We start from the raw sequence: 13,983 nt of genomic DNA on the forward strand, positions 1-13,983 counted from the left end.
CTGTCGGGCCAACGGAGGTTTTTTATGCAGATTTACAAGGTCGGCGGCGCCGTGCGCGATCGCCTGCTGGGCAAACCGGTCACCGACATCGACTGGGTGGTGGTCGGCGCGACCACCGAAGAGATGCTCGCCCAGGGCTTTCGCCCGGTCGGCGCGGACTTCCCGGTGTTCCTTCACCCCAAGACCGGCGAGGAGTACGCCCTTGCCCGCACCGAGCGCAAGAGCGGCCGCGGTTATGGCGGGTTCACCTTCCACGCCAGCCCCGAGGTCACGCTTGAGGAAGACCTGATCCGCCGCGACCTGACCATCAACGCCATGGCTGAGGACGACGGTCAGAACCTGACCGACCCCTACAACGGCCAGCGCGACCTTGAAGACCGCATACTCCGTCACGTTTCCCCGGCGTTCGCCGAAGATCCGCTGCGGGTGCTGCGGGTGGGGCGTTTCGCCGCCCGTTATGCGGCACTGGGGTTCACCGTCGCGCCCGAGACCCTTGAACTGATGCGCACCCTCAGCGAATCGGGGGAGCTGGAAGCCCTGACCGCCGAACGCAGCTGGAAGGAGATTTCCCGCGCCCTGATGGAAGAGCAGCCGCAGGTGTTCATTCAGGTGCTGCGCGACTGCGGCGCGCTCAAGGTGCTGATGCCGGAAGTGGATGCGCTCTTCGGCGTGCCGCAGCCGGAAGCCCATCACCCGGAAATCGACAGCGGCATCCACACCTTGAGCGTGCTGGAGCAATCGGCGCTGCACAGGCAACCGCTGACCGTGCGCTGGGCCTGCCTGCTGCACGACCTGGGCAAAGGCCTGACGCCGCAAGAGGAATGGCCGAGGCATATCGCCCACGAGCACACAGGGCTGAAGTTGATCAAAGCGGTCAACGAACGCTTCAAGGCTCCGAAGGAGTGCCAGGAACTGGCACTGCTGGTCGGCCAGTACCACACCCACGGGCACCGCGCCCTTGAGCTGAAAGCCACGACGCTGCTGGAGTTGCTGCAGAGCTTCGACGTCTACCGCCGGCCGCAGCGTTTCGAGGAGTTCATTGCCGCTTGCGAGATGGACGCCCGCGGGCGAAAAGGCCTGGAACAGCGCAGTTATCCACAGGCGGATTACTTGCGCGGCGCCGCGACGGTGGCGCGCAGCGTGGCGGTACAGCCGTTGCTGGAGAAAGGTTTCAAAGGCCCGGAACTGGGCGAGGCGCTCAAGCGCGAACGGCTCAAGGCGTTGAAGGCGTACAAGGAGGCGGCGGCCTCCTGAAACGGGCAGTCCGAATCGTCGCGCCGCCGCTCCCGCAGGGAACGGCGGCGCTCACGGATTCTGTGCTCCCCCAAAAGTGAGGGAGCCAGCCTGCTGAAGAGGGCGTCAGTGAAGACACCGCTCAGGCCGACAACAGATCCTCGGGGGTCAACGGCTCGCCCCGCCACTCAAAGGCCACCGGTGCCAGTTCCTGATCGATCTGCGCCTCTGCCCACAGCGCAGCAAAGCTTTTTCCCACGCCCGGATGCACCCGCTCCGGCGCAATCAGCGACAGCGGCCACAGCACGAAGGCGTTTTTCAGGATCTCCGCCCGCGGCAGGACCAGCCCGTCGAAATTGCCCGTCAGGTCGCCGTACAGCAGCACGTCGATGTCCAGCGGCAGGCCCTTGCGGTCCGGCGCGTAACGGCCGTTGTCCGCCTCGATGAACTTCAAGCGGCGATCCAGCTCCATCAGCGGCAGGTCGGTGAACGCCGACACCACGAAATTGAAGAACGGACCGCTCTTGATGCCCACCGGCTGGCTCTCGAACACCGCCGAACAGCGGATATCCACCAGGAACGCGGCCAAGGCCTCGAGCCCGGCGCGCAAATGGGTTTCACGCTCGATATTGCTACCGAGGCCGAGGTAGACCTGAGTCAGCGACATCCGCGCTCGATCTCCACACCCACGCCGCCCTTGGCGGCCGGCACGGCGCCCGGCTTGGTCAGCTTCAGGCGCACCCAGGTGATCTTGAATTCGTCCATCAGCGTCTCGACCAGCCGTTCGGCGAAGGTCTCGACCAACTGGAACTGCGCCTGCTCGGCGAAGGCCTGGATCCGCGTGGAGACGCTGGCGTAGTCGAGCGCCAGGGTCAGGTCGTCGCCGGCGGCGGCCGGACGATTGTCCCAGGCGAAGCTCAGATCAAGGCGCAGGCACTGTCGGATGCCGCGCTCCCAGTCGTAGGCACCGATCACGGTGTCGACTTCCAGGCCCTCGATAAACACTCTGTCCAAGCACTTTTCTCCGTTGCACGACAAGGGCGCGTTGCGCCGTTAGAATCAGGGCGTCCTCGCCCGGAATAGTTAGCATGTTTTGGTCACTGGCGGTTTTCGCCTACCTGCTCGGCTCGCTGTCCTTCGCCATCTTGCTCAGCCGCCTGACCGGAAACCCGGATCCGCGAATGAGCGGCTCGGGCAATGCCGGCGCCACCAACATGCTGCGCCTGGCCGGCCGCAAACTGGCGGTCCTGACCTTGCTCGGCGATCTGTGCAAAGGCCTGCTGCCGGTGCTGATCGCCTCGGCGGCAGGCCTGTCGCCGCAGGACCAGGCCTGGATCGGCGTCTGCGCCGTGATCGGTCACCTGTTCCCGCTGTATTTCCGTTTCCGCGGCGGCAAAGGCGTCGCCACGGCGGCCGGCATGCTGCTGGGGCTGTATCCGCCCGCCGCACTGCTGGCCATAGCCGCCTGGCTGCTGACGTTCTACCTGACCCGCACCAGCTCGCTCGCGGCCCTCATCGCCACCCCCCTCACCCTGCCGCTGCTGGCCTGGCAGGAACCGGCCGCCCTGCTGCCGATGAGCACGCTCACGCTGCTGATCGTCTGGCGGCACCGGGGCAATCTACGCGACCTGTTCGCCGGGCGCGAACGGCATTTTTGAATGCCGCCCTTGAACGACGCTCATCCCAACGCGGACAACTGCTCCATCGGCCAGCGCGCCTGCACGGTGATCGCCAGGCTTTCCTGCTGGCCGGCCTGCAGCCGCTGGCAACCGGCGAACGCGATCATCGCGCCGTTGTCGGTGCAGAACTGCGGACGGGCATAGAACACGCTGCCCTTCATGTCGCCGAGCATTTTCTCCAGCGACGCACGCAACGCCCGGTTGGCGCTGACGCCGCCGGCGATCACCAGGCGCTTCATGCCGGCCTGCTTGAGGGCACGCTTGCACTTGATGGTCAAAGTCTCCACCACGGCCTGCTGGAACGCCAGCGCGATGTCGCAACGGGCTTGCTCGCCGTCGTCCCCGGCGCTGACGCTCTGCTGCCAGGTGTTGAGGGCGAATGTCTTCAGGCCGCTGAAGCTGAAGTCCAGACCCGGACGGTCGCACATCGGACGCGGGAAGGTGAACCGGCCGGCGACGCCCCGCTCGGCGGCCTTGGCGATCTCGGGCCCGCCTGGATAGTTCAGGCCCATCATCTTGGCGGTCTTGTCGAAGGCTTCGCCGGCGGCATCGTCGAGGGTTTCGCCAAGCAAGGCGTATTGGCCGATGCCATCGACCCGGACCAACTGCGTATGGCCACCGGAGACCAACAAAGCGACGAACGGAAACTCCGGCGGTTGCGCCTCGAGCATCGGCGCCAGCAGATGGCCTTCCATGTGGTGCACGCCCAGCGCCGGAATGCCCCAGGCGAACGCCAGCGCCTGGGCGCAGGAGGCGCCCACCAGCAGGGCCCCGACCAGGCCTGGGCCTGCGGTGTAGGCGATCGCGTCGATCTCGGTCGGCACGCAGTCGGCCTCCGCCAGCACCTGCCGGATAAGCGGCAGCATGCGCTTGACGTGATCGCGGGAGGCCAGCTCCGGCACCACGCCGCCGTAGACGCGGTGCAGGTCGATCTGACTGAACAGCGCGTCCGCCAGAAGGCCGCGTTCACTGTCGTAGAGCGCGACGCCGGTTTCGTCGCAGGACGTTTCCAATCCCAGTACTAGCATGGGTTCTGGCCTTGTTTAGGCTAAATTCGAAGGCGCGCATGATAGTCGCCGCGTGATGCCCCGACCAGCGGTTTTCGATCAGAGGCTTTGCATTCCGAGCGTTGAGGGGTTAACATCCGCAACCCTTAAAAACCGACGTCTTCAAGTGCTCTTTTGCCGCGAGGATGTTGACCCCGGTAATGAATGAAGGTAGCTCTGGATGCCAGCCGTCAAAGTTAAAGAGAATGAACCCTTCGACGTAGCTCTGCGTCGTTTCAAGCGCTCCTGCGAAAAAGCCGGTGTACTGGCTGAGGTTCGTAGCCGCGAATTTTACGAGAAGCCAACTTCCGAGCGTAAGCGCAAGGCAGCAGCCGCTGTTAAGCGTCACGCCAAGAAAGTTCAGCGCGAACAGCGCCGCGCCGTTCGTCTGTACTGATACACAGACGTTCGTAGCAAGCTTCTGCCAAGCCCGGCCTTCCGCCGGGCTTATGGCATTTGCGGAAAACGCTTGATGCTTCACCGTCGAAGCCGCACATGCGACCGAGACAAATCCGCTTCACCGCGTCAGGCCTGGCTTCTTTGCCAGCGGTGCACGTCTTTTCTGACGGGCCTTTCGAGGCTGCCGACGAGCACACCCACTGATTCCTCTCACGACGATCAGCCCAAGGCACCTGCCTGCTTCATGAGCTATCCGAGGCCGCAATCCGGCCGTCAGCGGATTCAGCGCAACACTTTCAAACGGTCGAAATCCGATGGCTGCTAACGCCAAGGGAATTTCGGCAGATACACTTCCCGACAGCGATCACGCAGACGACACCGGTCGAGCCGCCGAAAGCACGCGCCCCGCCGGATGAGCCACGTCCTTTGCGCCCATCGCATCGGATCCTTTGAGCGCAGACGACGAGAACGCCATGGCCGGGTTGATCCCCCAGAGCTTCATTGACGACCTTCTGAACCGCACCGACATCGTCGACGTGGTCAGTTCGCGCGTGCAATTGAAGAAGGCCGGCAAGAACTTCACCGCGTGCTGCCCGTTCCACAAGGAAAAGACCCCGTCGTTCAGCGTCAGCCCCGACAAGCAGTTCTACTACTGCTTCGGCTGCGGCGCGGGCGGCAACGCCCTCGGCTTCCTCATGGACCACGACAACCTGGACTTCCCCCAGGCGGTCGAGGACCTGGCCAAGGCCGCCGGCATGGAAGTCCCGCGGGAGGAAGGCAGCCGCTCGCACAAGCCGCGCCAGCCGACCGATTCGCCGCTGTACCCGCTGCTCACCGCGGCCGCCGATTTCTACCGCCAGGCGCTCAAGAGCCACCCGGCGCGCAAGGCCGCCGTGGACTACCTCAAGGGCCGCGGCCTGACCGGCGAGATCGCCCGGGACTTCGGCCTGGGGTTCGCCCCGCCGGGCTGGGACAACCTGTTCAAGCACTTGAGCAGCGACACCCTGCAGCAAAAGGCCATGATCGATGCCGGGCTGCTGATCGAGAACGCCGAGACCGGCAAGCGCTACGACCGCTTCCGCGACCGGGTGATGTTCCCGATCCGCGACACCCGCGGCCGGATCATCGCGTTCGGCGGCCGGGTGCTGGGGGACGACAAGCCCAAGTACCTGAACTCGCCGGAGACCCCGGTGTTCCACAAGGGCCAGGAACTCTATGGCCTGTACGAAGCCCGCAAGAACAACCGCAACCTCGACGAGATCATCGTCGTCGAGGGCTACATGGATGTCATCGCCCTGGCCCAGCAAGGCCTGCGCAACGCCGTCGCGACGCTCGGCACGGCAACCAGCGAAGAGCACATGAAGCGCCTGTTCCGCGTGGTGCCCAACGTCCTGTTCTGCTTCGACGGCGACCAGGCCGGCCGCAACGCCGCCTGGCGGGCGCTGGAAGCCACGCTGTCGAGCCTGCAGGACGGCCGCCGCGCGCGCTTTCTGTTCCTGCCCGAAGGCGAAGACCCGGATACGCTGATCCGCGCCGAGGGCACCGATGCCTTCCGCGCCCGGATCAACCAACATGCGCAGCCGCTGGCGGACTACTTCTTCCAGCAACTGACCGAAGAGGCCGATCCGCGTTCGCTCGAAGGCAAGGCGCACATGGTCACACTGGCGGCACCGCTGATCGAAAAGGTGCCAGGCGCCAACCTGCGGATCCTGATGCGCCAGCGCCTGACCGAAATCACCGGCCTGAACAGCGAAACCGTCAGCCAGCTGGCCCAGAGCGCACCGCAGGAAGCGCCGCCGGCGTACGATCCCGGCATCGATTACGGCGCGATGCCGGACTACAGCGACTACCATCAACCGCAGGCGGCGGACATGTACGCGCCGCAGCAGGAGTGGACGCCGAAGAAATCCGGTTCCGGCGGCAAGAAATGGGAAAAGAAGCCCTGGGACAAGAACGGCAAGCGCGGCGGTGACCGCGACCAGCCGCGCGCCCCTCGGGTGCCTGCCGCCGTCGAGCCGCCGATCCAGGCCGCCCTGCGGACCTTGCTGCATCATCCGCAACTGGCGGACAAGGTCGAGGACGCCGGGCACTTCGCGGACGAAAGCCAGACCAACGCACAATTGCTGGTGGCCCTGCTCGAAGCCGTACAGAAGAATCCCAAGCTAAACTCAATTCAGTTGATCGCGCGATGGCACGGAACCGAACAGGGTCGCCTGCTCAGGGCGCTGGCCGAGAAGGAATGGCTGATCGACGGAGACAACCTTGAACAACAGTTTTTCGACACCATTTCCAGTCTGTCAGCCCGTCAACGCGAACGGAATCTGGAACAACTGCTCAGGAAAGCCCGTCAAAGCGAACTGAGCAGCGACGAAAAAAACCAGCTGCGCGACCTGTTGAGTCGCAATGCTCCCGCATCAAACCCGACCTCAACTGGCGCGTGAGGTCATAGCTCAGGTATAATCCTCGGCTTGTTTTTTGCCCGCCAAGACCTTCAGTGGATAGGGTGTTATGTCCGGAAAAGCGCAACAGCAGTCTCGTATTATTGAGTTGATCAAACTGGGCCGTGAGCAGAAATATCTGACTTACGCCGAGGTCAACGACCACCTGCCCGAGGATATTTCAGATCCGGAGCAGGTGGAAGACATCATCCGCATGATTAACGACATGGGGATCCCCGTACACGAGAGTGCTCCGGATGCGGACGCCCTTATGCTGGCCGACGCCGATACCGACGAGGCCGCTGCGGAAGAAGCAGCCGCCGCGCTCGCGGCGGTGGAGACCGACATCGGTCGCACCACGGATCCCGTGCGCATGTACATGCGTGAAATGGGTACGGTCGAGCTTCTGACCCGCGAAGGCGAAATCGAGATCGCCAAGCGGATCGAAGAAGGCATCCGTGAAGTGATGAGCGCGATCGCCCACTTCCCCGGCACCGTCGAGCACATCCTCTCCGAGTACGACCGCGTCACGTCCGAAGGCGGCCGCCTGTCCGACGTGCTGAGCGGCTACATCGATCCGGACGACGGCACCGCGCCGCCGGCCGCCGAAGTGCCGCCGCCGCTCGACGCCAAGGCCGCGAAAGAGGAAGAGTCCGACGACGATGACGAGGCCGAATCTTCCGATGACGAAGAAGAAGCCGAAAGCGGCCCGGATCCGGTCATCGCCGCCCAGCGTTTCGGCGCTGTCGCCGAGCAGATGGAAATCACCCGCAAGGCGCTGAAGAAGCACGGTCGCCACAACAAGGCGGCGATTGCCGAACTGCTGGTCCTGGCCGACCTGTTCATGCCGATCAAACTGGTGCCGAAGCAATTCGAAGGCCTGGTCGAGCGTGTCCGCAGCGCCCTGGACCGCCTGCGTCAGCAAGAGCGCGCGATCATGCAGCTGTGCGTGCGTGATGCCCGCATGCCGCGTGCCGACTTCCTGCGCCAGTTCCCGGGCAACGAAGTCGACGAGAGCTGGTCCGACGCCCTGGCCAAAGGCAAAGGCAAGTACGCCGAAGCCATTGCCCGCCTGCAGCCGGACATCATCCGTTGCCAGCAGAAGCTGGTCGCGCTGGAGACCGAAACCGGCCTGACCATCGCCGAGATCAAGGACATCAACCGTCGCATGTCGATCGGCGAGGCCAAGGCCCGCCGCGCGAAGAAAGAGATGGTCGAGGCGAACCTGCGTCTGGTGATCTCCATCGCCAAGAAGTACACCAACCGCGGCCTGCAGTTCCTCGACCTGATCCAGGAAGGCAACATCGGCCTTATGAAGGCGGTGGACAAGTTCGAATACCGTCGCGGCTACAAGTTCTCGACCTATGCGACCTGGTGGATCCGTCAGGCCATCACCCGTTCGATCGCCGACCAGGCGCGCACCATCCGTATTCCGGTGCACATGATCGAGACCATCAACAAGCTCAACCGCATTTCCCGCCAGATGCTGCAGGAAATGGGTCGCGAACCGACGCCGGAAGAGCTGGGCGAGCGCATGGAGATGCCTGAGGACAAGATCCGCAAGGTACTGAAGATCGCCAAAGAGCCGATCTCCATGGAAACCCCGATCGGCGATGACGAAGACTCCCATCTGGGTGACTTCATCGAAGACTCGACCATGCAGTCGCCGATCGATGTCGCCACCGTGGAAAGCCTGAAGGAAGCGACCCGCGAAGTGCTGTCCGGCCTCACCGCCCGTGAAGCCAAAGTGCTGCGCATGCGTTTCGGCATCGACATGAACACCGACCACACGCTGGAAGAGGTCGGCAAGCAGTTCGACGTGACCCGCGAGCGGATCCGTCAGATCGAAGCCAAGGCGCTGCGCAAGCTGCGCCACCCGACGCGGAGCGAGCATCTGCGCTCCTTCCTCGACGAGTGACACCAGAACCCCCGGCCCAGGCCGGGGGTTTTGTTTTGCGGCAGATTAAATCCCCCGCCTCCCCCTCCCCCCGCGCAGCCCGTCTACACTCGAAGCATTCCCCCGTGCCATAACGAGACCGTTATGCCCAGACTGCCGACCGTGCTTTTTTTGCTGTCGCTGATTACCTGGACCGCAACGGCTGGCGCGCTGACTCTGACCGACGAAGAACGTGCCTGGCTGGCGGCTCACCCGGATTTGCGCCTGGGCGTGGACGCCTCGTGGCCGCCCTTCGAGTTCCGGGACGACCAGAACCGCTACCAGGGCCTGGCGGCGGACTACATCGACGTGATCCGCCAGCGCCTGGCGATCAAGCTCACGCCCATCGAGCCGGTGAGCTGGACGGTGGTGCTGGCGCAAGCGAAGGAGGGCAGCCTGGACCTGCTGCCGGGCATCATGTCCACCCCGGAGCGCCAGACCTACCTGGCGTTCACCCGCCCCTACCTCGACTTCCCGATCGTCATCCTCGCCCACGTCGGCGGCCCGCAGCCGCGCAAGCTGGACGACCTGTACGGCCTGAAGATCGCCGTGGTGGAAAACTACGCGCCCCATGAATTACTGCGCACCCACCATCCCGACCTGAACCTGGTGGCCATGCCCAACGTCAGCTCAGCGCTCCAGGCCCTGGCGACCGACGAAGTGGACGCCGTGGTCGGTGACCTCGCCTCCAGCGTCTGGAGCCTGCGCCAACTCAAGCTCGACGGCCTGTACGTCAGCGGCGAAACGCCCTATCGCTACCAGTTGGCGATGGCCGTCCCCCGGGACAACAAGATGCTGGTGACCATCCTGGACAAGGTGCTCGCCGACATGTCCCCGGAGGAGATCAGCAGCATCCAGGAGCATTGGGTCGGCAACGTCCTCGATCACCGGACATTCTGGTCGGATCTTCTGATATACGGCCTGCCGGGCCTGTTGTTGCTGTTCAGCGTGCTGGCGGTGGTGATCCGCATCAACCGCCGCCTGAGTTCGGAGATCGCCCGGCGCATCGACCTCGAGCAGGAACTGCGCAGCAGCGAGTACCACTACCGCGGTCTGGTGGAGAGCCTGTCGGCCATCGCCTGGGAAGCGCGGATCAGCGATTTCACCTACAGCTACGTTTCGCCCCATGCCGAGGATCTGCTGGGCTATCCGCTGTCCCACTGGCTGATCCCGGGTTTCTGGCGCAACATCATCCACCCGGCGGATCTGACCCGGGCCCAGAGCTTCTGCGACCACGAGGTAGAGGCCGGGCGCGACCACAGCCTCGACTACCGGGTGATCACCGCCGACGGCCGCTGCCTGTGGGTCCGCGACATCGTCAGCCTGATCGAGCACGGCCACGAGCCGGTGATGCGCGGCCTGATGATCGACATCAGCGAAGCCAAACGCACCGAAGAGGCGCTGCGGCTGTCGGAGCAGAAATTCGCCTCGGTGTTCCGGCAGTGCCCGGACATCCTGGTCATCGCCCGGCTGTCCGACGGCTGCCTGCTGGAGGTCAATGAAGCCTTCGAAGAACAGATCGGGCTGAAGGCCGAAGACGTGATCGGCCAGACCGCCACCGAACTGAACATCTGGGGGATTCCCGGTGTCGGCCCGGGACTCTTGCAACGCCTGCAGGCCGGCAGCATCCGCAACCTGGAGATGCCCTTTCGGCGCAGCAACGGCCAACTGTTCACCGGCCTGATCTCCGCCGAGCCGTTCGACCTGGACACCACGCCGGCCCTGGTGGTGGTGGTGCGCGACATCTCCCAGCTCAAGGAAACCCAGCAACAGCTGCAGACCTCCGAGGAAAAGTTCGCCAAGGCGTTCCATGCCTCGCCGGACGGCCTGCTCCTGTCGCGCCAAAGCGACGGTCTGCTGCTGGAGGTCAACGAAGGCTTCAGCCGCATCACCGGCTACAACAGCGCCATGTCGGTGGATCGCTCGGCGCTGGATCTGGGGATCTGGGTCAACCTCAACGAACGCAAGCAGATGCTCGACCTGCTGCACCGCGACGGCTACGTGCGCGACTTCAGCTGCCACATCCGCCGCAGCGACGGGCAGATCCGCCTCTGCGAGGTCTCCAGCCGACCGCTGCCGATCGGCGAGGACGACTGCATGCTGACCATCGCCCGGGACATCACCGAGCGGCACCTGATGCAGGAGAAACTGCAACAGGCGGCCACGGTGTTCGAAAGCACCGCCGAAGGCGTACTGATCACCGATACCCAGCAGCACATCAGCGCCGTCAACCGTGCCTTCACCGAGATCACCGGCTACAGCGAAAGCGAGGCCCTGGGCCACACCCCTCGCCTGCTGGCGTCCGGCCTGCACGACAGCGCCTTCTACGCTGCCATGTGGCACCAGTTGACCGACGAAGGCCACTGGCAGGGCGAAATCTCCAACCGGCGCAAGAACGGCGAGCTCTACCCCAGCTGGCTGACCATCAGCGCCGTGCGCAACCGCGACCGCTCCATCACCCACTTCGTCGCGGTATTCGCCGACATCTCCAGCCTCAAGCACGCCCAGGCCAAGCTCGATTATCAAGCCCACCACGACCCCCTCACCGGCCTGCCGAACCGCACCCTGTTCGAGAACCGCCTGCTGATGGCGCTGAACAGCCAGCAGGAGGACGGTGGCCAGGGTGCCGTGCTGTTCCTGGACCTCGACCGCTTCAAACACATCAACGACAGCCTCGGCCACCCGGTCGGCGACCTGCTGCTCAAGGGCATCGCCGTGCGCCTGAAGGAACAGCTGCGCGACATCGACACCGTCGCCCGCCTGGGCGGCGACGAATTCATCATCCTGCTACCCGGCCTGCAGCAGGCCAGCGACGCCGACTACATCGCCAACAAGCTGCTGCACTGCTTCAGCGCGCCGTTCCAGGCCGGCGAGCACGAGTTCTTCATCAGCGCCAGCATCGGCACCAGCCTCTATCCACGGGACGGCTGCGACGTGGCCACGCTGGTCAAGAACGCCGATGCGGCGATGTACCGCTCCAAGGCCAAGGGCCGCAACCGCGTCGAAAGCTACACCCGCGACCTCACCGCCCAGGCCAGCGAACGCGTGGCCCTGGAGCACGAACTGCGCCGGGCCATCGAACGCGATGAGCTGTACCTCTACTACCAGCCGAAAATCAGCCTCGACGACCACCGCCTGGTCGGCGCCGAAGCCCTGATCCGCTGGCGTCACCCCAACTTCGGCGAGGTGCCGCCGGAGCATTTCATTCCGCTGGCCGAAGAGAACGGCATGATCCTGCAGATCGGCGACTGGGTGCTCGAGACCGCCTGCCGGCAGATGTTCGAGTGGAGCCAGATCTACGAAAGCCTGGGCCCGCTGTCGGTCAACCTCGCCGGCGCCCAGCTGCGCCAGCCGAACCTGCTGGGCCGCATCGAGCAACTGCTCAAGGACAACCGCCTCAGGCCGGACCTGTTGCAACTGGAAATCACCGAGAACTTCATCATGAGCCAGGCCGAAGAGGCGCTCGCCGTGCTGCACCAGCTCAAGCGCCTGGGCGTGCAACTGGCCATCGACGACTTCGGCACCGGCTATTCCTCGCTCAGTTACCTCAAGCGCCTGCCGCTGGACATCCTCAAGATCGACCAGTCCTTCGTCCGCGGCCTGCCCGACGACCCGCACGACGCAGCCATCGTCCGCGCCATCATCGCCCTGGGCCGCAGCATGCAGTTCACCGTGATCGCCGAAGGCGTGGAGTCCCAGGCCCAGGAGCAGTTCCTCGCCGCCGAAGGCTGCGAACAGATCCAGGGCTACATCGTCAGCTTGCCCCTGCCGCCCGAAGAGTTCGCCGCCACGTTTCTGCGCATTGCCGTATCGGATTTTTCGGATAGCACAGCCGCCAAACCGTCGCTATAATCCGCCGCCTACTGAGGGCCTATAGCTCAGTCGGTTAGAGCAGAGGACTCATAATCCTTTGGTCCACGGTTCGAGTCCGTGTGGGCCCACCACCTTCAAAGCCGCGCACTGCGCGGCTTTTTGCTTTTCAGAGGTGTGGCCTCACGAATAATCCTATGGTCCAAAGGTACAATTTAGGTACAGTGCAGTTCTGTCTGCTCGCCTTTGGAGTCCTCAGATGGCCACAATTGTCAAAACCCCTGCCGGCACTTGGAAAGCTGTCATCCGCAAAACTGGATGGCCCACCAACTCTAAAACCTTCCGAACTAAACGCGACGCAGAAGACTGGTCACGTCGTACCGAGGACGAAATGGTGCGAGGGGTTTACATCCAGCGCAGCGGCTCAGAGCGCCTAACGCTTGAGAAAGCACTGGAGCGCTATCTGGCCGAGGTCACCCCAAGTAAAAAACCCACCACGCAGAAAGCCGAGGCGACCAAGGCCAAGCAGCTGATCGAACATCTGGGCAAATACTCCTTGGCCGCCCTCTCCGCCGAAGTTATCGCCAATTACCGCGACACCCGACTGGGCGCCCTGAGCAAGCGTGGCGTCCCCGTTAGCAATAACACCGTGCGCCTCGAGATAGCCTTGCTTAGCCATCTCTATACCGTGGCGATTCAAGAATGGGGGCTCGGACTGACATTCAACCCGGTGCTCAATATTCGCAAACCGAGCCCTGGAGAAGGTCGCGACCGCCGACTGTCAGCCGATGAAGAACGACGCCTGCTTAGCGCCGCTAGCACACACAGCAACCCTATGCTTGGCTGGATCGTTCGTATCGCCCTGGAGACAGGCATGCGCTCATCGGAGATCACAGGTCTACGCTGTCACCAGGTCGACCTGAAAAAGCGTGTAGTGCGCCTGTCAGACACAAAAAATGATAGTGCCCGGACCGTTCCTCTCACCAAACAGGCTACGGACACCTTCAAGGCCGCTTTGGATAATCCAGTGCGACCAACCGATTGCAACCTCGTATTCTTTGGCGAGCCAGGTAAAGACGGTAAACGCCGGCCCTATGCCTTCACAAAGAAATGGGGACTGCTCAAGACCAAGCTAGGTATGTCTGATCTGCGCTTTCACGATCTACGTCATGAAGCAGTGAGTCGGCTTGTCGAAAGCGGCATGTCGGACCAGAAGGTCTCGTCCATAAGTGGGCATAAATCTATGCAGATGCTCCGGCGCTATACGCATCTGAGAGCCGAAGACCTGGTGAAAGATTTAGATGCTATCGGCCGCCCGAAGAAAAAGCGAAAAGCATGACGTTCGATGAGCTACGCCTAAAGAGGCAGGAAGAGTTGGAGCTACTGGCTCCAATTCTATCGCAAGCAGACTCTGATAGATGTATGGCACTGGGGGAGGACTT

Annotated in this window: 10 protein-coding genes and 1 tRNA gene; 8 read left to right on the forward strand and 3 right to left on the reverse strand. The window is 63.5% G+C overall.

Annotation, left to right across the window (positions count from 1 at the left end):
* Positions 1 to 24: 24 nt before the first annotated feature.
* Positions 25 to 1,254, forward strand: a complete 1,230-nt coding sequence (locus CAG33_RS02865; protein WP_085629944.1) for a multifunctional CCA addition/repair protein — start codon at positions 25 to 27, stop codon at positions 1,252 to 1,254.
* 121 nt (positions 1,255 to 1,375) lie between these two features.
* Here CAG33_RS02865 and folK read toward each other — a convergent pair whose 3' ends face one another.
* The gene (gene folK / locus CAG33_RS02870) at positions 1,376 to 1,900 is read right to left on the reverse strand and encodes a 2-amino-4-hydroxy-6-hydroxymethyldihydropteridine diphosphokinase (RefSeq protein ID WP_085586282.1); all 525 of its coding nucleotides are present in this window, start codon (positions 1,898 to 1,900) and stop codon (positions 1,376 to 1,378) included.
* Positions 1,891 to 2,247, reverse strand: a complete 357-nt coding sequence (folB, locus tag CAG33_RS02875; protein ID WP_085586284.1) for a dihydroneopterin aldolase — start codon at positions 2,245 to 2,247, stop codon at positions 1,891 to 1,893. Before folB ends, folK begins: the two co-directional genes overlap by 10 nt.
* Before the next feature lie 74 nt (positions 2,248 to 2,321).
* Here folB and plsY point away from each other — a divergent pair, with 74 nt between their 5' ends.
* Positions 2,322 to 2,891 carry a glycerol-3-phosphate 1-O-acyltransferase PlsY gene (gene plsY / locus CAG33_RS02880; protein WP_085586286.1) on the forward strand — a complete coding sequence of 190 codons (570 nt, stop codon included), beginning with the start codon at positions 2,322 to 2,324 and terminating at the stop codon, positions 2,889 to 2,891.
* Between the two features lie 20 nt (positions 2,892 to 2,911).
* Here the strand turns inward: plsY and tsaD are convergent, their stop codons facing one another.
* Positions 2,912 to 3,940 carry a tRNA (adenosine(37)-N6)-threonylcarbamoyltransferase complex transferase subunit TsaD gene (tsaD, locus tag CAG33_RS02885; RefSeq protein WP_085586288.1) on the reverse strand — a complete coding sequence of 343 codons (1,029 nt, stop codon included), beginning with the start codon at positions 3,938 to 3,940 and terminating at the stop codon, positions 2,912 to 2,914.
* Positions 3,941 to 4,139: 199 nt separating this feature from the next.
* Between tsaD and rpsU the strand changes: the two genes are divergently transcribed.
* The 6 genes from rpsU (at position 4,140) to CAG33_RS02920 (ending at position 13,880) form a co-directional block, all read left to right on the forward strand.
* Positions 4,140 to 4,355 (forward strand): 30S ribosomal protein S21, encoded by a 216-nt coding sequence (gene rpsU / locus CAG33_RS02890; RefSeq protein WP_002551877.1) that lies wholly within the window; start codon positions 4,140 to 4,142, stop codon positions 4,353 to 4,355.
* Positions 4,356 to 4,830: 475 nt separating this feature from the next.
* Positions 4,831 to 6,798, forward strand: coding sequence for a DNA primase (dnaG, locus tag CAG33_RS02895; RefSeq protein WP_085637143.1), 1,968 nt, complete (start codon positions 4,831 to 4,833; stop codon positions 6,796 to 6,798).
* A 67-nt stretch (positions 6,799 to 6,865) separates the two neighbouring features.
* Complete coding sequence (rpoD, locus tag CAG33_RS02905; RefSeq protein WP_085586292.1) at positions 6,866 to 8,713, forward strand: RNA polymerase sigma factor RpoD; 1,848 nt, start codon at positions 6,866 to 6,868, stop codon at positions 8,711 to 8,713.
* 123 nt (positions 8,714 to 8,836) lie between these two features.
* Positions 8,837 to 12,583: a bifunctional diguanylate cyclase/phosphodiesterase gene (locus tag CAG33_RS02910; protein ID WP_085636827.1), complete on the forward strand. Its 3,747-nt coding sequence runs from the start codon at positions 8,837 to 8,839 to the stop codon at positions 12,581 to 12,583.
* Between the two features lie 15 nt (positions 12,584 to 12,598).
* A tRNA-Ile gene (locus CAG33_RS02915) sits at positions 12,599 to 12,675 on the forward strand.
* Between the two features lie 125 nt (positions 12,676 to 12,800).
* Positions 12,801 to 13,880, forward strand: coding sequence for a site-specific integrase (locus tag CAG33_RS02920; protein WP_085636829.1), 1,080 nt, complete (start codon positions 12,801 to 12,803; stop codon positions 13,878 to 13,880).
* Positions 13,881 to 13,983 lie beyond the last annotated feature (103 nt).

The sequence above is a fragment of the Pseudomonas sp. B3(2017) genome, from assembly GCF_002113595.1.
GTDB classification, from domain to species: domain Bacteria; phylum Pseudomonadota; class Gammaproteobacteria; order Pseudomonadales; family Pseudomonadaceae; genus Aquipseudomonas; species Aquipseudomonas ekonensis.

What these genes read in the sequence shown, in the direction of transcription:
- CAG33_RS02865 (WP_085629944.1), top strand. Translation starts at nt 25, where the DNA reads ATGCAGATTTACAAGGTCGGCGGCGCCGTGCGCGATCGCCTGCTGGGC.
- folK (WP_085586282.1), bottom strand. Translation starts at nt 1,900, where the DNA reads ATGTCGCTGACTCAGGTCTACCTCGGCCTCGGTAGCAATATCGAGCGT.
- plsY (WP_085586286.1), top strand. Translation starts at nt 2,322, where the DNA reads ATGTTTTGGTCACTGGCGGTTTTCGCCTACCTGCTCGGCTCGCTGTCC.
- tsaD (WP_085586288.1), bottom strand. Translation starts at nt 3,940, where the DNA reads ATGCTAGTACTGGGATTGGAAACGTCCTGCGACGAAACCGGCGTCGCG.
- rpsU (WP_002551877.1), top strand. Translation starts at nt 4,140, where the DNA reads ATGCCAGCCGTCAAAGTTAAAGAGAATGAACCCTTCGACGTAGCTCTG.
- dnaG (WP_085637143.1), top strand. Translation starts at nt 4,831, where the DNA reads ATGGCCGGGTTGATCCCCCAGAGCTTCATTGACGACCTTCTGAACCGC.
- rpoD (WP_085586292.1), top strand. Translation starts at nt 6,866, where the DNA reads ATGTCCGGAAAAGCGCAACAGCAGTCTCGTATTATTGAGTTGATCAAA.
- CAG33_RS02910 (WP_085636827.1), top strand. Translation starts at nt 8,837, where the DNA reads ATGCCCAGACTGCCGACCGTGCTTTTTTTGCTGTCGCTGATTACCTGG.
- CAG33_RS02920 (WP_085636829.1), top strand. Translation starts at nt 12,801, where the DNA reads ATGGCCACAATTGTCAAAACCCCTGCCGGCACTTGGAAAGCTGTCATC.